At 70.1% G+C, this 22,782-nt stretch carries 21 protein-coding genes; 11 read left to right on the forward strand and 10 right to left on the reverse strand.

What is annotated here, in order from left to right; genetic code table 11:
* Window positions 1–1,388: allophanate hydrolase (gene atzF, locus ADE01S_RS25060; protein WP_062684459.1), on the reverse strand; the 1,388-nt coding region annotated here is incomplete at its 3' end.
* A 360-nt stretch (window positions 1,389–1,748) separates the two neighbouring features.
* On the opposite strand from atzF, the gene urtA reads away from it, so the two are divergent.
* The 10 genes from urtA (at window position 1,749) to ADE01S_RS25110 (ending at window position 12,866) form a co-directional block, all read left to right on the forward strand.
* A complete protein-coding gene (gene urtA, locus ADE01S_RS25065; protein WP_062684460.1) occupies window positions 1,749–3,002 on the forward strand; it encodes an urea ABC transporter substrate-binding protein in 1,254 nt (417 codons plus the stop codon).
* A 12-nt stretch (window positions 3,003–3,014) separates the two neighbouring features.
* Window positions 3,015–4,646, forward strand: coding sequence for an urea ABC transporter permease subunit UrtB (gene urtB / locus ADE01S_RS25070; protein WP_062684461.1), 1,632 nt, complete (start codon window positions 3,015–3,017; stop codon window positions 4,644–4,646).
* Complete coding sequence (gene urtC, locus ADE01S_RS25075; protein ID WP_062684462.1) at window positions 4,643–5,770, forward strand: urea ABC transporter permease subunit UrtC; 1,128 nt, start codon at window positions 4,643–4,645, stop codon at window positions 5,768–5,770. Before urtB ends, urtC begins: the two co-directional genes overlap by 4 nt.
* The gene (gene urtD / locus ADE01S_RS25080; RefSeq protein ID WP_062684463.1) at window positions 5,767–6,606 is read left to right on the forward strand and encodes an urea ABC transporter ATP-binding protein UrtD; all 840 of its coding nucleotides are present in this window, start codon (window positions 5,767–5,769) and stop codon (window positions 6,604–6,606) included. The genes urtC and urtD overlap by 4 nt, the downstream gene beginning before the upstream one ends.
* A 1-nt stretch (window position 6,607) precedes the next feature.
* Window positions 6,608–7,306: an urea ABC transporter ATP-binding subunit UrtE gene (gene urtE / locus ADE01S_RS25085; RefSeq protein ID WP_062684464.1), complete on the forward strand. Its 699-nt coding sequence runs from the start codon at window positions 6,608–6,610 to the stop codon at window positions 7,304–7,306.
* A 36-nt stretch (window positions 7,307–7,342) separates the two neighbouring features.
* Window positions 7,343–7,756, forward strand: coding sequence for a DUF2946 family protein (locus tag ADE01S_RS25090; RefSeq protein ID WP_062684465.1), 414 nt, complete (start codon window positions 7,343–7,345; stop codon window positions 7,754–7,756).
* 161 nt (window positions 7,757–7,917) lie between these two features.
* Window positions 7,918–10,119 carry a TonB-dependent receptor gene (locus tag ADE01S_RS25095; protein ID WP_062684466.1) on the forward strand — a complete coding sequence of 734 codons (2,202 nt, stop codon included), beginning with the start codon at window positions 7,918–7,920 and terminating at the stop codon, window positions 10,117–10,119.
* Between the two features lie 23 nt (window positions 10,120–10,142).
* On the forward strand, window positions 10,143–11,675 hold the full coding sequence (locus ADE01S_RS25100) for a PepSY domain-containing protein (RefSeq protein WP_062684467.1): 1,533 nt from the start codon (window positions 10,143–10,145) through the stop codon (window positions 11,673–11,675).
* Window positions 11,676–11,740: 65 nt separating this feature from the next.
* Window positions 11,741–12,169, forward strand: coding sequence for an arsenate reductase (glutaredoxin) (gene arsC / locus ADE01S_RS25105; protein WP_062684468.1), 429 nt, complete (start codon window positions 11,741–11,743; stop codon window positions 12,167–12,169).
* Between the two features lie 91 nt (window positions 12,170–12,260).
* Window positions 12,261–12,866: a phosphatase PAP2 family protein gene (locus ADE01S_RS25110; protein ID WP_062684469.1), complete on the forward strand. Its 606-nt coding sequence runs from the start codon at window positions 12,261–12,263 to the stop codon at window positions 12,864–12,866.
* Between the two features lie 3 nt (window positions 12,867–12,869).
* Here ADE01S_RS25110 and ADE01S_RS25115 read toward each other — a convergent pair whose 3' ends face one another.
* The 3 genes from ADE01S_RS25115 to ogt form a co-directional block, all read right to left on the reverse strand.
* The gene (locus ADE01S_RS25115) at window positions 12,870–13,850 is read right to left on the reverse strand and encodes a Bug family tripartite tricarboxylate transporter substrate binding protein (RefSeq protein WP_062684470.1); all 981 of its coding nucleotides are present in this window, start codon (window positions 13,848–13,850) and stop codon (window positions 12,870–12,872) included.
* An 89-nt stretch (window positions 13,851–13,939) separates the two neighbouring features.
* Window positions 13,940–15,025, reverse strand: coding sequence for a tartrate dehydrogenase (locus tag ADE01S_RS25120; RefSeq protein WP_062684471.1), 1,086 nt, complete (start codon window positions 15,023–15,025; stop codon window positions 13,940–13,942).
* An 83-nt stretch (window positions 15,026–15,108) separates the two neighbouring features.
* Window positions 15,109–15,657, reverse strand: coding sequence for a methylated-DNA--[protein]-cysteine S-methyltransferase (gene ogt, locus ADE01S_RS25125; RefSeq protein ID WP_082775894.1), 549 nt, complete (start codon window positions 15,655–15,657; stop codon window positions 15,109–15,111).
* 142 nt (window positions 15,658–15,799) lie between these two features.
* On the opposite strand from ogt, the gene ADE01S_RS25130 reads away from it, so the two are divergent.
* Window positions 15,800–17,245, forward strand: a complete 1,446-nt coding sequence (locus ADE01S_RS25130; protein ID WP_062684472.1) for an AlkA N-terminal domain-containing protein — start codon at window positions 15,800–15,802, stop codon at window positions 17,243–17,245.
* 13 nt (window positions 17,246–17,258) lie between these two features.
* On the opposite strand, the gene ADE01S_RS25135 is transcribed toward ADE01S_RS25130, so the two are convergent.
* The 6 genes from ADE01S_RS25135 to ADE01S_RS25160 all read right to left on the reverse strand — a co-directional run bounded on the left by ADE01S_RS25135 (window position 17,259) and on the right by ADE01S_RS25160 (window position 22,782).
* A complete protein-coding gene (locus tag ADE01S_RS25135; RefSeq protein WP_075873460.1) occupies window positions 17,259–18,164 on the reverse strand; it encodes a LysR family transcriptional regulator in 906 nt (301 codons plus the stop codon).
* Between the two features lie 399 nt (window positions 18,165–18,563).
* Window positions 18,564–19,046 (reverse strand): YajQ family cyclic di-GMP-binding protein, encoded by a 483-nt coding sequence (locus tag ADE01S_RS25140; RefSeq protein ID WP_062684473.1) that lies wholly within the window; start codon window positions 19,044–19,046, stop codon window positions 18,564–18,566.
* A gap of 69 nt (window positions 19,047–19,115) precedes the next feature.
* Window positions 19,116–19,904, reverse strand: coding sequence for a heme ABC transporter ATP-binding protein (locus ADE01S_RS25145; protein WP_062684474.1), 789 nt, complete (start codon window positions 19,902–19,904; stop codon window positions 19,116–19,118).
* Window positions 19,901–20,887 (reverse strand): FecCD family ABC transporter permease, encoded by a 987-nt coding sequence (locus ADE01S_RS25150; RefSeq protein WP_370511524.1) that lies wholly within the window; start codon window positions 20,885–20,887, stop codon window positions 19,901–19,903. The genes ADE01S_RS25145 and ADE01S_RS25150 overlap by 4 nt, the downstream gene beginning before the upstream one ends.
* 4 nt (window positions 20,888–20,891) lie before the next feature.
* Window positions 20,892–21,725, reverse strand: coding sequence for a heme/hemin ABC transporter substrate-binding protein (locus ADE01S_RS25155; protein WP_062684476.1), 834 nt, complete (start codon window positions 21,723–21,725; stop codon window positions 20,892–20,894).
* Window positions 21,726–21,735: 10 nt separating this feature from the next.
* On the reverse strand, window positions 21,736–22,782 hold the full coding sequence (locus ADE01S_RS25160; RefSeq protein WP_062684477.1) for a hemin-degrading factor: 1,047 nt from the start codon (window positions 22,780–22,782) through the stop codon (window positions 21,736–21,738).

The raw sequence follows: 22,782 nt of genomic DNA on the forward strand, positions 1-22,782 counted from the left end.
GTCGCGCCCAGCGGCAGGCCTCGGCTCGCCTGCCACTGGCGGCCGAAGCGCGCCAGCGCGGCGTCCTGCCAGGCCGGGCCGATCAGGGTGATGCCGGCGGGCAGGCCGTCGGCGCGCATGCCTGCCGGCACGGCCAGCGCCGACAGGTCGGCAAGGTTGGCGAAGTTGGTATAGACGCCCAGCCGCGAATTCAAGGCAACCGGATCCGCCTGGAGTTCGGCGATGGTGTAGATCGACGGCGAGGTCGGCACGACCAGCGCGTCGTAGCCCTCCAGCGCCCGATGGATGCGCCGCGACAGCTCGGCGCGCCGGTACTCCGCCTTGAATGCGTCGAGCGCGCTGTAGCGGCCGGCCTGCTCGACGATGCCGCGCACCACCAGATGGATCGCGTCGGGCTTCTCGCGCAGCAAGCCTTCCACCGCGGCGTAGCGCTCGGCCACCCACGGCCCCTGATAGAGCAAGGCGGCCAGTTCGGCGAAAGGCGCGAAGTCCAGCGATTCCACGCTGGCGCCGTCTTCCCGCAAGGCGCGCACCGCGTCGTCGAAGGCGGCCGCCGCCTGCGCGTCGCCGAAGAATTCCAGTTGCGCCGGGATGGCCAGCCTGGGAGCCGCGGGCCACGGCCGCGCGACGTCGGCCGGCTGCTCGCGCGAATAGGGATCGGCGTCGTCATAGCCGCCGGCGATCCGCGCCACCAGCGCCGCGTCGTCCACCGTCAGCGCGAATACCGACACGCAATCCAGCGTGCGGCACGCCGGCACCACGCCGGCGGTGCTGAGCCAGCCGCGGGTGGGCTTCAGGCCCACGATATTGTTGAAGCCCGCCGGCACGCGGCCCGAGCCCGCGGTGTCCGTGCCCAGCGAGAACGCCGCCAGGCCGCGCGCCACCACCGAGGCCGAGCCGGAGCTGGAGCCGCCGCTGACGTACTCCGGCCGGAACGCGTTGGGCACCGCGCCATGCGGAGAACGCGTGCCGACCAGGCCGGTCGCGAACTGATCCAGGTTGGTCTTGCCTACCAGGATGGCGCCCGCCGCGCGCAGGCGGCGCACGACGGTGGCGTCCTCGCCGGGCAGATAGGCGAATTCGGGGCAGGCGGCCGTGGTGGGCCAGCCGGCTGCGTCGATGTTGTCCTTGACCGCGAAGGGCACGCCATACAGCGGCAGGCGCGCCAGGTCGCCCCGCGCCGCGTCCCGCAGCCCTTGCAGATCGTCGAGCTGGCGCGCGAGCATGGCCTCGTCCACGCGGCTGATCCAGGCATTGTCGGCCGCGCCGCCCGGCGCGGCCCACGCGGCCAACAGCGCTTCGGGCCTGGCCCCCTCGTCGCGGTAGGCAGCTTGCCATCGCGCGATCGTCCACCCCTCGGGGCCCTTCTGCGTTGCTAAGGCATTCATGCGGGAATCCTTTCTTGTATACAAGTACGGATTCCCAAGCAATCGGCGTGCCATGTCGGCCCCGCGCCCGCCTCTCCCTCTCAAGCCCTCGCTTCGCGCCGCGCGCCTGTCGCGCGCCGGCAGCCTGCCCGCACCGCGAGCGGGCAGCCCTTGCACCCATCTTGTGCGCGCGGCACCAGCTTGAACCCGCTCGCCGCGCGCGCGCCGCCGCGTTGCCGGCGCGCGATTTCCTCCCCCTTATTGGAAGGTCGCGATGCCGATCGCGGTTGGCACGGGTTTTGCTTTGGAGTTCTGCGTTGTCGGGTGTTGTTCAGATCGTTCCTGCCGGCGCGTCCGGCGCATTCCCATCCAGGAGTCATCATGAAACGCAGACTAGCCCTCAAGCAATTGACCGCCGTGAGCCTGTTGGCCATGACGGGGTGGATGCCCCAGGTGCACGCCGCCGGCGACACCATCAAGGTCGGCATCCTGCATTCGCTGTCGGGCACCATGGCCATCTCGGAGACCTCGCTCAAGGACGTCGCGCTGATGGCCATCGACGAGATCAACGCCAACGGCGGCGTGCTGGGCAGGAAGCTCGAACCCGTGGTGGTGGACCCCGCCTCCAACTGGCCGCTGTTCGCCGAGAAATCGCGCCAGTTGCTGGCCCAGGACAAGGTGGCCGTGGTCTTCGGCTGCTGGACCTCGGTATCGCGCAAGTCCGTCCTGCCCGTGTTCAAGGAGTTGAACGGCCTGCTCTTCTACCCCGTGCAGTACGAAGGCGAAGAACTGGAGAAGAACGTGTTCTACACGGGCGCGGCGCCCAACCAGCAGGCCATTCCCGCCGTGGAATACCTGATGAGCGAAGACGGCGGCGGCGCGAAGCGCTTCGTGCTGCTGGGCACCGATTACGTCTATCCGCGCACCACCAACAAGATCCTGCGCGCCTTCCTGCATTCCAAGGGCGTGAAGGACAGCGACATCGACGAGGTCTACACGCCGTTCGGCCACGCCGACTACCAGACCATCGTGGCCAACATCAAGAAGTTCGCCACGGGCGGCAAGACCGCCGTCATCTCCACCATCAACGGCGACTCCAACGTGCCCTTCTACAAGGAGCTGGGCAATGCCGGCCTGAAGGCGACCGACGTGCCCGTGGTGGCCTTCTCGGTGGGCGAAGAGGAGCTGCGCGGCGTGGACACCAAACCGCTGGTGGGCCACCTGGCCGCGTGGAACTACTTCGAATCGATCAAGAACCCGGTGAACGAGGACTTCATCAAGAAGTGGAAGGCCTATGCCCGCGCCAAGAACCTGCCCAACGCGGGCACGGTCGTGACGAACGATCCGATGGAGGCCACCTACATCGGCATCCACATGTGGAAGCAAGCGGTGGAACAGGCCAAGAGCACCGACGTGGACAAGGTGATCGCCAGCATGGGCGGGCAGAAGTTCAACGCGCCCGACGGCTACACCATCGAAATGGACAAGACCAACCACCACCTGCACAAGCCGGTCTACATCGGCGAGATCCGGGCGGACGGCCAGTTCAACGTGGTGTGGAAGAGCAAGGGGCCGATCCGCGCCCAGCCCTGGAGTCCGTACATCCCGGGCAACGAAAGCAAGCAAGGCCTGTAGGCGGGAGCAGCCATGCGCATCGCGGCAATCGCACACTCCCTGCGTCGTATCCTTCTCGCGTGGCTGCTGTCCATGCCGCTGCTGGCCGCCCAGGCGCCGGCGGCCGGCGTGGATCCGGCGCTGCTTGCGCCGCTGGCCGGCGACGATACGGACGCCAAGCTGCGGGCGATTGCCGCGCTGGGCCAACTGCCCGATCCCGGCGCGGCGGCGGTGCTGCAGGCGCTGGGCGACGACCGGCTCTACGCGGCGGCCGACGGCCGCGTGCTGATCGGCGAAGGCGGCGCGCGCGCCACCGATCCCGCGACCGGCGCCGCCGCCGAGCTGCCCGCGGGCGCGGGCACCATCGGCATCAACAACCGCCTGCGCCGCGCCATCGAGGCCGCGCTGGCCGGTTCGCGCCTGTTCTCCGAGCGCCCCAACGAACGCCTGGACGCGGCCCGGCGGCTGCAGCAGACGGGCGACCCCGCCCGCCTGCCGATGCTGGAAAAAGCGCTGGCGGCCGAAAAGAACGAGGCCGTGCGCGACGCGTTGCTCATCGCGCAGGCCAACCTGGAATTGAAAAGCGCCGACCCCGCCAAGCGGCGCCACGCGGTCGAACTGCTGGGCGGCACCCGCAACGCCGCCTTCCGCCCCACCCTGGCCGCGTTGACGCAGGAGCGCGATGGCGTCCACGCCGAACCGGACGCCGCCGTGCGCGAGGCGGCGGCGCACGCGCTCACGCAGATCGACCGCCACCTGGCGACGATCGAATGGGCCGGCAATCTGTTCTACGGCATCAGCCTGGGCAGCGTCCTGCTGCTCGCGGCCCTGGGCCTGGCCATCACCTTCGGCCTGATGGGCGTCATCAACATGGCGCACGGCGAACTGCTGATGATCGGCGCCTACGTGACCTACGTGACGCAGTCGCTGTTCCGCGCCTGGCTGCCGGGCTGGACGGACTGGTACGTGCTGGCCGCGCTGCCGCTGGCCTTCGTGGTGACGGCGCTGGTGGGCATGGCGCTGGAGCGCACCGTCATCCGCTGGCTCTACGGCCGGCCGCTGGAAACGCTGCTGGCCACCTGGGGCATCAGCCTGATCCTGATGCAGGGCGTGCGCACGCTGTTCGGCGCGCAGAACGTGGAGGTAGGCAATCCCAGCTGGATGTCGGGCGGCATCGCCGTGCTCGACGGCCTGGTGCTGACCTACAACCGCCTCGTGATCATCGGCTTCGCGCTCTTCGTCGTGTTCCTCGTGTGGGTGCTGCTGAACCACACGCGCCTGGGCCTGTTCGTGCGCGCCATCACGCAGAACCGCCGCATGGCCGACTGCGTGGGCGTGCCTACCGGCCGCGTGGACATGCTGGCCTTCGGGCTGGGCTCCGGCATCGCGGGGCTGGCGGGCGTGGCGCTGTCCCAGCTGGGCAACGTGGGGCCCGATCTCGGGCGCGCCTACATCGTCGATTCGTTCATGGTGGTCGTGCTGGGCGGCGTGGGCCAGCTGGCCGGCACCGTCATCGCCGCGCTGGGCCTGGGCGGCGTCAACAAATTCCTGGAACCCTACGCCGGAGCCGTCATGGCCAAGATCACCATCCTGGCGCTCATCGTGCTGTTCGTCCAAAAGCGGCCGCAAGGCCTGTTCGCCCCGCGGGGCCGGAGCGCCGAATGAGACAGACCGCGCCGATCGATCTGACCCTGCTGGCCCGCCGCCCGCTGTTCCGGGGCCGCGTATGGGCGGCGCTGGGCGCCGCGGTGGCGGTGCTGGCCCTGCTGCCGCTGCTCAACCTGGCATTCCCGCCCGGCCACGCGTTGCACGTCTCCGCCTATGCGGTGGCCCTGCTGGGGAAATTCATGTGCTACGCGATGGCCGCGCTGGCGCTGGATCTCGTCTGGGGCTATGCCGGCATTCTTTCGCTGGGCCACGGCCTGTTCTTCGCGCTGGGCGGCTATGCCCATGGCATGTACCTGATGCGAGCCATCGGCCGCGACGGCGTCTACCAGAGCGACCTGCCCGACTTCATGGTGTTCCTGGACTGGAAGTCCTACCCCTGGTACTGGTCCTTCACGGAACACTTCTGGTACGCCATGCTGCTGGTCGTGCTGGTGCCGGGCGCGCTGGCCTTCGTGTTCGGCTACTTCGCCTTCCGTTCGCGCATCAAGGGCGTCTATTTCTCGATCATCACGCAGGCCCTGACCTTCGCCGCGATGCTGCTGTTCTTCCGTAACGACACCGGCTTCGGCGGCAACAACGGCTTCACCGATTTCAAGCGCATCCTGGGCTTCGACATCACCGCGCCCGGCACCCGCGCCGCCCTGTACTGGATCACGCTGGCGGCGCTGGCGGGCGCGCTGGTGCTGGCCCGCGCGGTCACGCAGAGCAAGCTGGGCCGGGTCCTGACCGCCGTGCGCGACGCCGAGAGCCGGCTGCGCTTCATCGGCTACGACCCGCTGGGCTTCAAGCTCTTCGTCTGGACGCTGTCGGCCGTGCTGTGCGGCATCGCCGGCGCGCTCTACGTGCCGCAGGTGGGCATCATCAACCCCAGCGAGATGTCCACGGAGACGTCGATCGAAATGGTGATCTGGGTCGCCACGGGCGGGCGCGGCACCTTGATCGGCCCCATCATCGGCGCGGGCACCGTCAACGGGCTCAAGACCTGGTTCACCAGCGTGCTGCCCGAATTCTGGCTGTACGCGCTGGGCCTCATCTTCGTGCTGGTGACGCTGTTCCTGCCCACCGGCATCGTCGGCCTGGCCCGCCGCCTCGCCGCGCGATTCCAGGAGGGCAAGGCATGACCAGCACGCACACCGAATCCGCCATGCTGGACGGCGGCCCCAGCGGCGACGCCGCCTATGGCCGGGTCAGCCCCGGCGGGCTGGACACCAGCCACGGCGCGATCCTCTATCTCGAAGGCATCACGGTCAGCTTCGACGGCTTCAAGGCCCTGAACGACCTGACGCTGGACATCGGCGTGGGCGAGCTGCGCTGCATCATCGGCCCCAACGGCGCGGGCAAGACCACCATGATGGACGTGATCACGGGCAAGACGCGGCCGAGCGCCGGCACCGCCTACTTCGGGCAAAGCATAGACCTCGCCACGCTGAACGAAGCGCAGATCGCGCATGCCGGCATCGGCAGGAAGTTCCAGCGCCCCACCGTGTTCGAGCAGCACACCGTGTTCGAGAACCTGGAGCTGGCGATGAAGACCGACAAGCGCGTGCGGCCCACGCTGTTCTCGCGCCTGAGCGGCGAGCAGGCCGACCGGATCGGCGAAACGCTGGACCTGATCCGGCTGCGGCCGGAGGCGGCGCTGCCCGCGGGGCTGCTGTCGCACGGCCAGAAGCAATGGCTGGAGATCGGCATGCTGCTGATGCAGGAACCGCGGCTGCTGCTGCTGGACGAGCCGGTGGCCGGCATGACCGACGCCGAGACCGAGCGCACCGGCGAACTGCTGAACGAACTGCGCGGCCGCCATTCGCTGATGGTGGTGGAGCACGACATGGACTTCGTCAACCAGATCGCCGGAGACGGCAAGGTCACGGTGCTGCACGAGGGCTCGGTGCTGGCCGAGGGGCCCATGAGCAAGGTCCAGGCCGATCCGCGCGTCATCGAAGTCTATCTGGGGCGCTGAGATGCTGGACGTGCACGCGATCGACCAATACTACGGCGGCAGCCATACCCTGCGCGGCGTATCGCTGTCGCTGCGCCAGGGCGAATGCCTCGCGCTGCTGGGCCGCAACGGCGTGGGCAAGACCACGCTGCTCAAGTGTCTGATGGGCGTGCTGCCCGTTGCCCGCGGCCGGATCGCCCTGGGCGGCGAAGACATCACGCGGCTGGCCCCCCATCAGCGGGCCGCCCGCGGCATGGCCTACGTGCCGCAGGGCCGCGACATCTTCGCCCGCCTGACCGTGCAGGAGAACATCCTGATGGGCATGGCGTCCAAGCCCGCGGCCCGGGCGCGACGCATCAAGGAAGACGTGTTCGAACTGTTCCCCGTGCTCGCGGACATGCTGTCGCGCCGCGGCGGCGACCTGTCCGGGGGCCAACAGCAGCAGCTGGCGATCGCGCGGGCGCTGGTGGCCGAGCCCCGGCTCATCATCCTGGACGAGCCCACCGAGGGCATCCAGCCGTCCATCATCAAGGACATCGCCCGCGTCATCCACATGCTGCGGCAGCGCGGCGACATCGCCATCCTGCTCTGCGAACAGTATTTCGATTTCGCCCGGGAACTGGCGGACCAGTTCGTGGTGCTGTCGCGGGGCGAGGTGGTGGCCCGCGGCGGCCGCGCCGACATCGACGGGGAGGACGTGCGCCGCCACCTGTCGGTATAGACGGACGGGGGATCTGCTCCGATATAATCGGGCGCCATGTGCTCCGCTGCCTTCCTGACCCGCCCCGCCCTGTGGATCGCGCTCGTCGCGATTCTGTGGGCGTCGTTGGCGCCGTCGCTGGCCCATGCGCTGAGCCTGGCTCCGGCCGGCCACAATGCCCACCGCATCAGCGTGGACTTCTGCACCAGCGAAGGCGCGGGGCAGGCCTCCCTGACCCTGGAGGTGCCGGGCAGCGGCAATGAGGGCGCCCAGGCGGACGATCACGGCGACAGCCACCACTGCCCGCTCTGCCGCAACCCCAACGCCGACGTGGGCATCCTGCCCGCGTCCATTCCCGTCGTGCCCTCCCCCGTCGGGCGCGCCATCACGTATCCGCCGCTGTTCTTCCTGGCGGCGCATCCCCTTCATGCCTGGAGCGCGGCCCAGCCGCGCGCGCCGCCCGCGGCCTGATCCGGCGCCTCTGCGCGTCCGTCCGCCTTTCCGCCGCAGCTTGCGTCCGCGCCCCCGTGCGCGGCCGCCGGCGTGCCGTCATTCAGGTCCGGATGGCCCATCGCCCCCGCCCGCCCTCGGGAGGGGAGCCGGGCGTCCGGGCCGGACCACCGGTTCCAGACATGAAAAAAACCACCCCCTATCCCCTGCTGCTGGCCGCGCTCGCCACCGGCGCCGCCCAGGCGCAGCCCCTGGCCCCCGCCGTGCAGACCCTGGCGCCCACCACCGTGCACGGCGCCGCCCACGAAGACCCCGCCCCCAACGGCCCCATCAACCTGGACACGCGCGACAGCACCGGCAGCCGCCTGGGCCTGACCCTGCGCGAAACGCCCGCCAGCGTCACCGTGATCTCGCGCGAACAGATCGAGGCGCGCGGCTCGCTCAACACGCAGGAGATCGCCCGCGGCATTCCGGGCGTGGACAATGCCTCGCCGCCGGGCAACGCCGGCGCGGTCAGCTACCGCGGCTTCTCCGGCGGCCAGGTGTCGCAGCTCTTCAACGGCATTTCCGTGCAATACGACTCCATCGCCGCGCGGCCGGTGGACAGCTGGATCTACGACCGGGTCGAAGCGATAGGCGGACCCTCCACCTTCCTGTTCGGCGCGGGCGCGGTCGGCGGCGCCATCAACTACGTCACCAAGCTGCCCGAGCGCGACACCTTCTACGACGGCCAACTGCGGCTGGGCTCGTTCGACAGCCGCCAGCTGTCGGTAGGCCTGAACCAGCAACTGGCGGGCGAGCCGGGCGGCCGCGGCCACTATCTGCGCCTGGACGCCAATACCGGATCCAGCCACGGCTGGGTCGACGGCAACCATTCCCGCGCCAGCCAGATCGCCGCCTCGCTGCTGTCCGACCTGGGCGCCGACGTGACCCAGACTTTCGCCTTCGAATACCAGCGCGAACAGGTGGACCGCCCCTACTGGGGCACGCCGTTGAAAACGGACGCCAACGGCGTCGTGCAAGGCACGGGCCGCATCCTGGACGGCACCCGGTTCAAGAACTACAACGTCAACGACGGCCTGTACGAGCAGTCCGTGCTGTGGGCCCGTTCCCTGACGGAATGGCGCGCCGGCCCCCAGCTGACGTTCAAGAACACGCTGTACTACTACCGCGCCGAACGCGACTACCGCAACCTCGAAAGCTACCGCCTGAACGCCGGCAACAGCCTGGTGCTGCGTTCCGGCGCCCTGCTGCAGCGCCATGAGCAAAGCCTGATCGGCAATCGGGTGGAAGGCCTCTACCGGTCCACCCTGGCCGGCCTGCCCAGCGACTGGTCCTTCGGCGTCGACATCAGCCAGAACAAGATCACGCGCTATCCCACCAGCCTGCCCGCCCAGGTGGACGCGGTGGACCCCTACGACTTCTCGCCCGGCGACTTCTACGATATCCCCGGCATGAAGCGCGGCCACGTCGCCGACCGCGACAACCGCATCCGCACGCTGGCGCTGACGATGGAAAACCGCAGCACCATCCTGCCCGGCGTGGCCATCGTGTCGGCGCTGCGCAAGGATTTCATCGACCTGGACCTGACCAACCGCCGCGCCGTCACCGCGGCCTCGCCCGCCAGCGCGCAACGCAGCTACTCGCCGTTGACCGGGCGACTGGGCGTGAACTGGGAACTGAGCCCCGAGGCCTCGCTGTACGCCCAATACGCCACCGCGGCGGATCCTCCCTCGGGCATCCTGGCCACCGCCTCCTTCGCCGACGTGCTGAACAACGACAAGCTCACCACCGGCAGGCAGGCCGAGGTGGGTGGCAAGTTCAATTTCTGGGATGGCCGCGGCTCGGCCACGGTGGCGGTCTACGAGATCAAGCGCAAGAACATGGCCACCTCGGACCCGGACAATCCCGGCGTCAGCGTGCCCGTGGGCGCGCAGTCGGCGCGCGGCATCGAGCTGGCCGGCGGGCTGCAGCTGACGTCGCAGCTCTCCCTGCAGGGCAACGTCGCCTTCGTCGACCCTCAGTACGACGACTTCTCGCAATCGGTGGGCGGCGTGGCGGTCTCGCGCAACGGCAACGTGCCCACCAACACCCCGCGCCGGCTCGCCAACCTGTGGCTGGACTACGCGTTCCTGCCCGACTGGACCGCCAGCATGGCGGCGCGCTACGTGGGCCGCATGTACGCGGACGCCGCCAACACCGTCTGGACGCCGTCCTACACCGTGTTCGACGCGGCCCTGTCACATCGGATCAACCGCAATCTCAGCCTGACGGCGCGCGTGCGCAACCTGACCGACAAGGTCTACGCCGCGAACGCCACGCCGACCATGTATTACCTGGGCGCCCCGCGCTCGGTCGAGCTCACCTTGCAGGCCCGCTTCTGATCGGTTCGCCAGGACAGACCGCCATGAACACGACCCTTGCTTCCTCGTCCCGGCGTTCCGCCGGACCGCCGCTGGCGGCGCGCGCCAAGCGGTGGCTGTACCTGATCCACCGCTGGGCGGGCATCGTGCTGTGCCTGTTCTTCGCCATGTGGTTCATCTCCGGCGTGGTGATGATGTACGTGGGCTATCCCAAGCTCACGCCCCAGGAACGGCTGGCGCACCTGCCGCCGCTGGACCCGGCGGCCATCGCGGTGACGCCGGCGCAGGCGCTGGCCGCGGCGGGCGCGAAAGACGCCGCCGGACTGAGCCTGGTCGCCGCCCGCGGCGGCGCGCCGGTCTATCTGGTGCCCGGCGAGGCGCGGCGGGCGCCCCGGGTGGTGGACGCCGCGAGCGGCGCCCTCCTGCCCGCCGCCGATGCCGCGACCGCGCTGGCGACCGCCCAAGCCTGGTCCGGCGGACAGTATGGCGCGCGCTATCAGGGCGAGGTGGACGAGGACGTCTTCACCCATTCGCGCGCGCTCGGCCCCGACCGGCCGCTGCACCGCGTGGACCTGGACGACCCCGCGGGCACGCGGCTCTACATCTCGTCCGCCACGGGCATGGTGGTGTTGGACGCCACGCGCCTGGAGCGCGGCTGGAACTACGCGGGCGCCTGGATCCACTGGCTGTATCCGTTTCGCGGCAATGCGCTGGATGGCTGGTGGCACGACATCGTGGTGTGGCTGTCGGTGGCCGGCGTGGTGCTGGCGCTGACGGGCACCGTGATCGGGATCCTGCGCTGGCGCTTCTCGCGTCCCTACGCCAGCGGCAGCCGCTCGCCCTATCGCGAGAACATGATGCGCTGGCATCATCTCAGCGGCCTGCTGTTCGCCGCCATCACCATCACCTGGATCTTCAGCGGGCTGATGTCGATGAACCCGTGGAAGCTGTTCAGCAGCGGCGCGCCGCCGCTGGCCCAGGCGGCCTATGCCGGCGCGCCGGGCAAGGCGCCGCTGGCCGCGCCCGGGGAGCTGATCGCGGCCCTGCCCGGCGCGCCCCGCGAACTGCGCTGGGCGCGCGCGGACGGCCAGGACGTGGTGCTGGCGCGCGCCGCCGCGGGCGCCCCCCGGGTGCTGTCGGCCCACGACGCGCGGCCCCATGCCTACGACCCGGCGGCGCTGCGCGAAGCCGCGGCGCGGCTGGTGCCCGGCGCCCGGCTCGCCAGCGCCGAGACGCTGGACCGCTACGACTTTTATTACTACGCCCGCGACGAACACGCGATGCTCGGGCACGTCGAAAAGCCGCTGCCGGCGTGGCGGCTGGTCTACGACGATCCGCAAGCCACCTGGGTCTACCTGGACCCGGCGACGGGGCAGATCCTGGCGCGGCAGGATCGCGGCACGCGCGCCAGCCGCTGGCTGTTCGCCTTCCTGCACAGCTGGGACTGGACCGGCCTGCTGGCCCGCCGCCCGCTCTGGGACGCCCTGCTGATCTTCCTGAGCCTGGGCGGCGCGGCGCTCAGCCTCACCGGCGTGGTCGTAGGCTGGCGGCGCCTGGGGAAAAAGCTGCGCGCCTGAAGCCCGCGCGCGGATGCACTATGCTCATTGCCTTGCCAGTCGATTCACCGGAAAGAGGAGCCCCCATGTCCGACGTAACCATCTATCACAACCCCAAATGCGGCACCTCCCGCAATACCCTGGCGATGATCCGCAACGCGGGCATCGAACCCGACGTGGTGCTGTACCTGGAAACGCCGCCGTCGCGCGCCACGCTGAAGGCCCTGTTCAAGCAGGCCGGCATCAGCGTGCGCGACGCCTTGCGCGAGAAGGGCACGCCCTATCAGGAACTGGGCCTGGGCGACGCCACGCTCTCCGACGACGCGCTGCTCGACGCCATCGAACAGCATCCCATCCTGCTGAACCGCCCCTTCGTCTCGACGCCGCTGGGCGCGCGCCTGTGCCGCCCCTCGGAACTGGTTCTGGACATCCTGCCGTCCCGGCAGCAAGGCGCCTTCAGCAAGGAAGACGGCGAAGCCGTGATCGACGCGCAGGGCAAACGCATCCAGAAGTAAAAGCACGGGATTCGGCGCATTTTGTAAGCGGACTGACGGGAATCCTCATTACCATCGCGGCTATTCGTTTGTTACGTTGCGATGACGCGTCATGAATTTCCTGGAAAGCCTCAACCAGTCCCTGTTTCTCCTGATCAACGCCGATCCCGCCACCCCCGCGTGGCGCATCCATGCCGCCATGCTGGTGGCCAACAAGCTGATCCTGCTGGTCCCGGGCGCGCTGGCCGCCGCCTGGCTGTGGGGCGGCGAGGCGCGGCGGAGCCTGGCGCTGAAGGTGCTGGCCAGCATCGGCCTGGGGCTGTTCGCCAGCTATCTGTGCGGCGCGCTGTGGCCGAGCCCCCGTCCCTTCGCCATCGGACTGGGGCATGCGTTCTTTCCGCATGCCGCGACCTCGTCGTTCCCCAGCAACCACACCATCATCATCGCCACCCTGGGCTTCGCCCTGATCTTCGACCGGCGCCTGGCCGGCCTGGGCTGGGCCGCGCTGGCGCTGGCCGTGCTGGTCGGCGCCTCGCGCGTCTACCTGGGCGTGCACTACCCGCTGGACATCGCGGGCGGCCTGGCGCTGGCGCCGCTGGCCGCCGGCGCCGCCATCCCGCTGTGGAACCGCGCGGGCGCGCCGCTCACCGCGGCCGCCCAGGGCCTGTACCGGAAGGTCCTCGCCCTGCCCATCGCGCGCGGCTGGATCCGCGCCTAGGGTTCAATTGATGGCGACGTTGGCGTCCTTGACCAGCTTGGCGTAGTTCGCGGTATCCGCGCCGATCCGGGCCTGCATTTCGGCCGGGCTGTCGCCGATCGGCACCGCGCCGATCTCCGCCATCCGGCGCGAGAAATCCGGCGAACGGATGATCTTCACCATCTCGGCGTTCAGCCGCTGCACCACGTCCTTGGGCACGGCGGCCGGCGCCAGCACGCCGAACCAGGTGCCCATGTCGAACGGCTTCAGGCCCGCCTCTTCCATCGTGGGCACGTCAGGCAGCGCCGCCGAGCGTTTGTTGGTGGTCACGGCCAGCGCGCGCAGCTTGCCGCTCTGGATGTGCGCGAGCACCGGCGTGACCGTATCGAACGACATGTCGATCTGGCCGCCCAGCAGGTCGGTGGTCAAGGGGCCGCTGCCCTTGTAGGGGACGTGCAGCAGCTTCACGTGGCCTTCCTTCTCGAACTGCGCGCCGATCAGGTGCTGACCCGTGCCCATGCCGTTCGACCCGTAGGTGAGCTTGCCGGGCGAGGCGCGCGCCATCGTCAGCAGGCCTTGCACGTCCTTGGCGTCGAGCTTGGGATTCACCACCAGCACGTTGGGCACCAGCGCCACCGTCGTGACGGGCGCGAAGTCCTTCTGGAAGTCGTAGTGCAGGCTCTTGTAGACGCTGGTGGCGATCGTATGATGGACCGCCCCCATCAGCAGGGTATAGCCGTCGGGCGCCGCCTTGGCGACGTAGTCCGCCCCCAGCGTGGAACCGGCGCCGGGCTTGTTTTCCACCACCACCGGCTGGCCCAGGCTCTTGGCCAGTTCCTGCCCCAGCGCGCGGGCCAGCACGTCGGTGGTGCCGCCCGCCGGGAACGGCACGACCAGGTTGATCGGACGGGCGGGATAGGATTGCGCCGCGGCCCCGCCCGCGAAGGACAGGCCCAACAGGCAGGCGAACGCGAGGGCGCGCGCGGAAACGGCTTTCTGATGCATGGTTGTCTCCTGATACGAATGGACTTCGCTTCTTGTTTTCGCCGCCGGGCGGCGCGGGAGAGGGTCTGCGCCCTCGTCCCGCGATGCCGCTAGGCGGCCTTGGCCTGCGCCAGCGCGGCCAGCTTCTCGCACACCGCCGCCGTGACCTGCTCGGTGGTGGCGCTGCCGCCCAGGTCGCCGGTATGCAGCGAGGGATCGGCGGTCACGCTTTCGATGGCCTGCATGAGCCGGGCGGCGGCCTGCGTTTCACCCAGGTGCTCCAGCAACATCACCACCGACCAGAACGTCCCCACCGGGTTCGCCAGCCCCTTGCCCATGATGTCGAAGGCGGAGCCGTGGATCGGTTCGAACATGGACGGATAGCGGCGCTCGGGATCGATGTTGCCGGTGGGCGCGATGCCCAGGCTGCCCGCCAGCGCCGCGGCCAGGTCGCTCAGGATGTCGGCATGCAGATTGGTGGCGACGATGGTGTCGAGCGACGCCGGGCGATTGACCATGCGCGCCGTCGCCGCGTCCACGAGTTCCTTGTCCCAGGTCACGTCGGGGAATTCCCGGCTGACCTGCAGCGCGATTTCATCCCACATCACCATGGCGTGGCGCTGGGCGTTGGACTTGGTGATCACCGTCAGCAGCTTGCGCGGACGCGACTGCGCCAGCTTGAACGCGAAACGCAGGATCCGCTCGACGCCGGCGCGCGTCATGATGGACACGTCCGTCGCGGCCTCGATGGGATGGCCCTGGTGCACCCGGCCGCCCACGCCCGAATACTCGCCCTCGGAGTTCTCGCGCACGATGACCCAGTTCAGCTGCTCGGGCGCGCAGCGCTTGAGCGGCGCGTCGATGCCGGGCAGGATGCGCGTGGGGCGCACGTTGGCGTACTGGTCGAAGCCCTGGCAGATCTTCAGCCTCAGGCCCCAGAGCGTGATGTGGTCGGCGATGTGCGGATCGCCGGCGGAACCGAACAGGATGGCGTCCTTGTCGCGCAGCGCGTCCAGCCCGTCGGCCGGCATCATCGCGCCATGCTTGCGGTAGTAGTCGCCGCCCCAGTCGAAATCCTCGAACTCGAACCGCAGGCCGCCCTGCCGGGCCAGTTCCTGCATGATCCGGCGACCGGCCGGGATCACTTCCTTGCCGATGCCGTCGCCGGGGATGGTTGCGATGCGATAGGTCTTCATGTGCAGACGATTCCTTGCTGGTGGGTCTGCAGGCACTGTACCGATCGCCGGCGCGCGCGGCGGCGCTGGAACTCAAAACATCTTTAACCTGGAGTTGAAGGTGGGCCCCCGGCCGGGGCATGGCGGGCCTCGTGCTCCAGCAGCCAGCGCTTGCGGTGCAGCCCGCCGCCGTAGCCCGTCAGGGAGGCGTTGGCGCCGATCACCCGGTGGCAGGGAATCACGATGCCCGCCGGATTGGCGCCATTGGCCAGGCCCACGGCGCGCACGGCGGACGGCCGCTCGATCCGGTGGGCCAGCGTTCCGTAGGTGACGGTCTGCCCGCCCGCGATGCCGCGCAGCGCCTGCCAGACCTGGCGCTGGAATTCGGTGCCGCCGAGCGCCACGGGAAAACCGTCGATGGCGGCGAGCTCGCCGTCGAAATAGGCCTCCAGCGCCCGGCGCGCCCGCGAGGGCTGACCGGCCGTGTCCAGCCGCACGGCGTTCTTGCCGTACTGGCGGCGCAGCAGGGTGTGCATCCGCGCTTCGTAGTCTTCCCAGTCGACCGCGCGCAGCCGCTGCTGAGCGTCGGTCAGGACGAGCATCTGGCCCAGCGGCGTGGCCACGCGTTCCAGGGCAAGGATGAGGGCCGGCATGATCCGCCTCCTGATGAGTTCGACCGCGCCATTATGAAGCCGCCGCAGCGGCGGCACTGGCGGTTTCCGGACACGAGTGACAAACACAACCCTGTCCGAAAACCGCTAGATCGCGGGCCGGCCGCGGCGTTAGCATCCTCCCATGGACCTGAACCACGACGCCTGCTACAGCGCCATCCAAGTGCGCGACGCCCGCTACGACGGGCGCTTCTTCACCGCCGTCAAGACCACCGGCATCTATTGCCGGCCGGTCTGCCCGGCGCGCACGCCGCTGTCGCGCAACGTGACGTTCTACGCCACCGCCGCGGCCGCGCAGGAGGCCGGTTATCACCCCTGCCTGCGCTGCCGGCCCGAGACCGCGCCCGAACTGGGGCCGGGGCACGAACTGCCCGCCGGCGTGGCGCGGGCGCTGCAGCTGATCGAGCTGGGCGCGCTGGACGAGGAAGGCGTGGACGCGCTGGCCCGGCGCCTGGGCGTGGGCGAGCGCCAGCTGCGGCGGCAGTTCCGCCAGCACCTGGGCGCCTCGCCGGTCGCCGTCGCCCAGACCCGGCGCGTGCTGCTCGCCAAGCAACTCATCCACGAAACCCGCCTGCCGATGGCCGAAGTCGCCTTCGCGTCGGGCTTCGGCAGCATCCGCCGCTTCAACGAGATCTTCCACCACTTGTTCGGCCGCGCGCCGGGCGAGCTGCGCCGCTCCGAAAAACCCGAGCTGCCGGCCGGCAGCGACGGCGAGATCAAGCTCCTGCTGCGCTACCGGCCGCCCTACGACTGGGAGTCCATGCTGGCGTTCCTGCGGCTGCGGGCCATCCCCGGCGTGGAACGGGTAACCGACGACACCTATGCGCGCGCCATCTCGCTCGACGGCCACCAGGGCACGGTGACGCTGCGGCCCGGCACGGGCAACGCGCTGCAGGCCATCGTGCGCTTTCCCCGGTTGCAGGCGCTGCCCGCCATCATCGCCCGACTGCGGCGCGTTTTCGACCTGGCCAGCGATCCCGTCGCCATCGCCGCGCAGTTCTCGCGGGATCCGGTCATGACGGCATTGATCCAGGCCCGGCCCGGGCTGCGCGTGCCGGGCGCCTGGGACGGATTCGAGTTGGCCTTGCGGGCCGTGCTGGGCCAGCAGATCACGGTGGCCGCGGCCGTCCGCCTCGCCGGCAAGCTGGTGGCGGCGCACGGCGCGCCCCTGGCCCGCCCCGACGGCGAGTTGACCCATGTGTTTCCCGAGCCCGAGGTCGTCGCGGCCGCCGAACTGGCGTCGCTGGGCATGCCGCGCAGCCGGGCGGCCACGCTGTCCGCCGTGGCCGCCGCGGCGGTCGCCGACAAGCACCTGTTCGATGCCGGCGGCGACCTGGCCGAATCCGTGCTGCGCCTGCGCGCCATCCGGGGCGTGGGGGAATGGACGGCGCAATACATCGCCCTGCGCCAGCTGCGCGAGCCGGACGCCTTTCCCAGCGCCGACATCGGCCTGATCCGCGCGATGGAGCGCCTGGAATCCCGCGCCTACACCCCCGCGCAGCTGCTGGCCCGCGCCGAGGCGTGGCGTCCGTGGCGCGCCTACGCGGCACAGCACCTCTGGACCGCGTGAGCCGGCTTGCGGCTCACCATTGGCTTTCGTCGCCCTTCTGGAAATACGCCACCAGGAAATCCACGAACACCCGCACCTTGGTGGACAGGTGGTGCCGCTCGGGGAATACCGCGTAGATGTCCGCCTGCGGCAAGGCGTAGTCCTCCAGCACGCGGACCAGGCGTCCGCTGCGCAGGTAGCGGGCCAGGTCCCATTCGGCGCGCTGCAGGATGCCCAGGCCGGCCAGCCCCCAGGTCAGCGTAACCTCGCCATCGTTGCTGCTCAGGCCGCCGCGCACCTTCACGGTTTCGCTGCGGCGCCCCCTGGTGAAGCGCCACAGGCCGTACGCGGCCTCGTTCTGGCGCAACACGATGCACTGGTGCCGCGCGAGGTCCTGGGGCGTGGCCGGCACGCCATGGCTCTTGAGATAGCCGGGCGAGGCGCAGACCAGCCGGCGGTTGGGCGCGATCTTGCGGGCGATGAGGCGCGTATCGGGCAGGTCGCCGAAACGCACCGCCACGTCGAACGCGTCCTGCACGAAATCGGCCGGGCTGTCGGTCAGCTGCAACTGCAGCGAGACCTCGGGATATTTCTGCGCGAATTCGGCGATCGCCGGCGCGATGTAGCTGCGGCCGAAGCCCAGCGGCGCGTTGACCTTCAGCAGGCCGCGCGGCTGGGCCTGGCGGCTGGCGATCAGTTCGTCCAGGTCTTCGATTTCGCCCAGGATGCGGCGGGCGTTTTCCAGGTACATCTCGCCCTCGGCCGTCAGGCTCAGGCGCCGCGTGCTGCGGTTCACCAGGCGCACGCCGAGCCGCGCCTCGATCTGCGCCAGGCGCTTGCTGACCGCCGCGGGCGTGACGCCCAACTCGCGCGCCGCGGCGGACATGCCGCCGGCGCGCGCCAGTTCGACGATCAGTTGAAGCTCGCTCGAATGACCCAATGTGTACCCCCACGCTGCGCAAGCTTCGCTTGCTTGCTGCCCCCCGAGGGGGCTGCCTCGCCTTGGGGCGGCCCGGCGGCGAGGCGGCTGTTCTTGCACGGGGTTTTAAGCCCCCACGCTGCGCAGGCTACGCCTGCTTGCTGCCCCCCGAGGGGGCTGCCTCGCCTTGGGGCGGCCCGGCGGCGAGGCGGCTGTTCTTGCGCGGATTTTAAGCCCCACGCTACGCAGGCTGCGCCCGCTTGCTGCCCCCCGAGGGGGCTGCCTCGCCTTGGGGCGGCCCGGCGGTGGTTATTGCCCCCACGCTGCGCAGGCTACGCCCGCTTGCTGCCCCCCGAAGGGGGCTGCCTCGCCTTGGGGCGGCCCGGCGGCGAGGCGGCTGTTCTTGCTCGGGTTTAGTCGCTAGTCGCGGAAATTCTCGAACTGGAGGGGCAGGTCGACGTCGGTCTTCTTCAGCAGCGCGATGGCCGTTTGCAGGTCGTCGCGCTTCTTGCCGCTGATGCGCAGCTTGTCGCCGTTGATCTGCGATTCCACCTTGAGCTTGGCGTTCTTGATGGCGGCGATGAGCTTCTTGGCCACGGGCTGCTCGATGCCCTGCTTGATGGTGACCTTCTGGCGCGCGCCGCCCAGGTTTTCCAAGGGATCGGCGACGTCCAGGCAGCGCACGTCGATGCCGCGGGCCGAGAGCCGGCCGCGCAGGATGTCCAGCATCTGCTTGAGCTGGAAGGCGCTGGAGGCAACCTGCGTCACGACGTAGCCTTCCAGTTCGAACTTGGCGTCGGCACCCTTGAAATCGAAACGGGTGGACAGTTCGCGGTTGGCCTGGTCGACGGCGTTGGTGAGTTCGTGTTTGTCGACTTCGGAGACGACGTCAAAAGTAGGCATGACACGGAGTCCTGTGCAAAGATGGGTGAAAGAAGCGTTTTCCCCATTTTACCGGCGCCGCGCCGCGCGTCACGCCATGACCACCAACAGGCGTCCGGCCTGCAGCGGATGCGCGATGATCTGCGCGTCGATCCCGTAGGCCAGGTACAGGTTGCCGGGCGTCAGCACCTCGGCAGGCGTGCCCGCCGCGATCGCCCGCCCCCCGCACAGCAGCAGCAGGCGGTCGCACCAGCGCGCGGCCAGGTTCATGTCGTGCAGGATCACCAGTACGCCGGTATCTCCCCCGTGCGCCAGTTCCGCAGCCACCCGCAGCAGGTCGCCCTGGTGCTTCGGATCCAGGCTGGCCGTGGGCTCGTCCAGCAGCAGGTAGCGCGGCTCGCCGGGGACGCGCGCCGCATTGCACTGCACCAGCACGCGGGCGAACTGCACGCGCTGCTGTTCGCCTCCGGACAATTCGGGATAGCGCCGGGCGCGCAGATGCGTCACGTCGGCCCGGCCCAGCGCCTCGTCCACCAGCGCGTCCACGGCGGCCGGAGACAGTTCCGGGAACGGATAGGCGCCCATCGCCACCACTTCGCGCACGTCCAGGTCGAAAGTCAGCCCGGGTTTCTGCGGCAGCACGGCTCGCCGGCGGGCCTGCTCGCGGTGCGGCAGCCGCGCCAGGTCGCCGTCGTCCAGCCGCAGGCGCCCCGCGTCGGGGGCCAGTTCGGCCGACAGCGCGCCCAGCAGCGTGGACTTGCCCGCGCCATTGGCGCCCAGCAGGCCCACGACCTCGCCGGGCCGCAGCGCCAGCGACACCTGGTCCAGGATGCGGTTGCCGCCGCGCGCCAGCGTCAAATTCTCGGCCGCCAGCATCATCCGTGCCTCCGGCCGCGCGCCAGCAACCATAAAAAGAACGGTCCGCCCACCAGGCTGGTGACCAGCCCGATCGGCAGTTCCGCGGGCACCACGGCAACGCGGGAGAGCCAGTCGGCCAGCGCCAGGGCGAGCGCCCCGCCCAGCACGCAGGCGGGGAGCAGCCAGCGATGGTTGGCGCCGAGCGTCATGCGCACCAGGTGCGGCACCACCAGGCCCACGAACGCGATGCCGCCGGTGGCGGCCACCAGCGGGCCGACGATCAGGGCGCAGGCCAGCACCAGCCGGGCGCGCACCCGCTTGAGCGCGTAGCCCAGGTGCTGGGCTTCACGCTCGCCCAGCAGCAAGGCGTTCATCACGCGCCACTGGCCCATGAGCCACAGCGACATCAGCAGCACCCACGGCCCCAGGAAGGCCAGCAGCGTCCAGTTCGCGCCCGCCAGGCTGCCCATGCTCCAGAACGTCAGGTCGCGCAGCTGGGCATCGTTGGCGACGAAGGTGAACAGCCCGATCATGGCGCCGGCCACGGCGTTGATCGCGATGCCCGCCAGCAGCAGGCCCGCCACGCCGGGCACGCGGCGGCCCAGCGCATAGGCACAGAAAGTCGCGAGCAGGCTGCCCGCGAACGCCGCGGGCGCCAGGATCCAGAAGCCGCCCGAGGTCAGGACGATGGCGCCGACCGCGCCCAGCGCGCCGCCGGCCGAAATGCCGATCAGGCCCGGCTCGGCCAGCGGATTGCGGAACAGGGCCTGCATCGACGCGCCGGAGATGGCCAGCGCGGCGCCGGCGACCAGCGCGAACAGCACGCGCGGCAGGCGGATATCGACCAGCACGTTGCGCCACAGTTCGCTGCCGGGGGCCGGGGTGCCCCACAACAGGGACGGCAGCTCGCGCAGCGGGATCCGGACCGCGCCGCTGCTGCTGGCGGCCAGCGTCACCACGACCAGCGCCAGGCCCAGCAGCAGCAGGGCCAGCGGCGGCTTCACGCGGCTAGCGCGCCATCGCACCGGCGGCCTCCCGCTTGAGCTCGGTCAGCGCCAGCGGCAACCGCGGCCCCATGCCCAGCAGCAGCAGGTCGTCCATGACGATCACGCGCTGGCGGGCGGCGGCGGGCGTGGACGCGAGCCCCGGCGTGGCCAGCAGCCTGGCCGCCCCGCCGGTGGCTTCGAGCGAGGTCTTCGTGACCACGATCAGGTCCGGCGCCAGCGCGCTGACCGCCTCGGCGGAGACCGGCTTGTAGCCCTGCTGGTCCTTCAGCACGTTCACCAGGCCCGCCATCGCCATCACTTCGTTGGCCGCGGTGCCGCTGCCGGCGCCCAGCAACGCGCCGGTGCGGTTGATCAGCAGGATGGCGCGCGCATGGGTCACCGGGGTCGCTTCGACCGCCTTGAGCTCGCGCGCGATACGCTCCACCATGCGTTCGCCTTCCGGGGCCACCTCCAGCGCCTCGGCGACGTTGCGGATGCGCGCCTTGAGCGAATCGACCGAAGGCGAATCCGGCACCGTCACCACCCGCACGCCGACCTCGCCCAGGCGCTTGAGCGCCTCCGGCGGGCCGGCCTGTTCGGATGCCAGCACCAGGTCGGGCTTGAGCGCCAGCACGCCCTCCACGGGCACCGCGCGGTAGTACCCGACGCGCGGCAGCCTGGTCGCCGCCTCGGGGTAGAGGCTGGAGAGGTCGTCGCCGACCAGGCGTTCGCCCTGCCCCAGCTGGTAGACGATTTCGGTCACGCTGCCGCCCAGCGTCACCACCCGTTCGGGCGGCGCCGCGTGCGCGGCGACGACCGCCATCCATCCGATCGCCACTGCCAACCATGTCTTCATCGCGTCGTCCTCAGGCGGCCAGCGGCACGCTGCACAGGCTGGCCATCAGTTCGCGCCATTGCGTGAGCTCGGGCTTGCCCGGCTTGCGTTCGCCGAAGAACTGCGCGATCAGGTCGCCGGTGGCGGAGTACAGCTCCAGCGAGGTGACCCAGCCGTCGGACGTGGGCTTGTTCACCACCCAGGCCGAGGCGATGGCGGTGGTGTCCAGATGCAGGTTGAACTTGGGATCCAGCACGTTGTACCAGGGCCCGGTGCGGCGCAGTTGCCGCACCGGGCCGGTATGGATCTGGATCATGCCGCGGTTGCCCACGAAGCACATGATGGACAGGCCGGATTGCGCCGCCGACTCCAGCATGCGCTCGACGGCTTCCGCGGGCACGGGCTGGGCCAGGTCCTCGCCGGCGGCGGCCAGCGCGGCCAGGCGCGACACCTTGAACTTGCGCAGCAGCGGGAAGAACTCGTGCGTGTCCTGCATGGCCAGCCAGGCCTCGCGCCACTGCGCGCTATCCTCGACGCGGTCGGCGTCGGCGGCCGGGGCATAGGGCGCGGTCTCGGGCCAGGCGGCCTCGCCCGCGAACTTCGCGACCAGCGCGTCGTAGGCGGCCGCGTCGGTCGCGTCGGTGCGGTAGACCTTGTGCACGGCCACGCCCGCGCCGTCGAAGAACTGCAGGCTGTGGCGGCCGTCCTGCTCGACCGCCCAGGCCGACTTCCATGCGGTGAAGAACACGCGCAGGTCGATGTCCGGTCCCAGCACCAGGCCCACCGGACCCTCGGCCTGGATGTCTTCATACACGCCGTGGCGCTCGTGCACACACCAGTCGTTGCGCGTCAGCGCCATGACCTCGCCCAGCGTGCCCAGCTCGCGGAAGATCTCCTGGGGCTTGCCGTGCAGGGCGGTGGCCTTCAGGCCGCCGCAGCCCGCGGCCACCCATTCCGCTTCGGACACGCCCAGGGCCTGGGCGAGATTGCGGGCGCGCAGCCCCGGCTGCGAGGCCGCCAGGGCCTCGTTGCGATCGCGCAGCGCTTGCGCGCGGGACGTGAAATCGGTGTTGCTCAT

The sequence above is a fragment of the Achromobacter denitrificans NBRC 15125 genome, assembly GCF_001571365.1.
GTDB lineage: Bacteria > Pseudomonadota > Gammaproteobacteria > Burkholderiales > Burkholderiaceae_B > Achromobacter > Achromobacter denitrificans.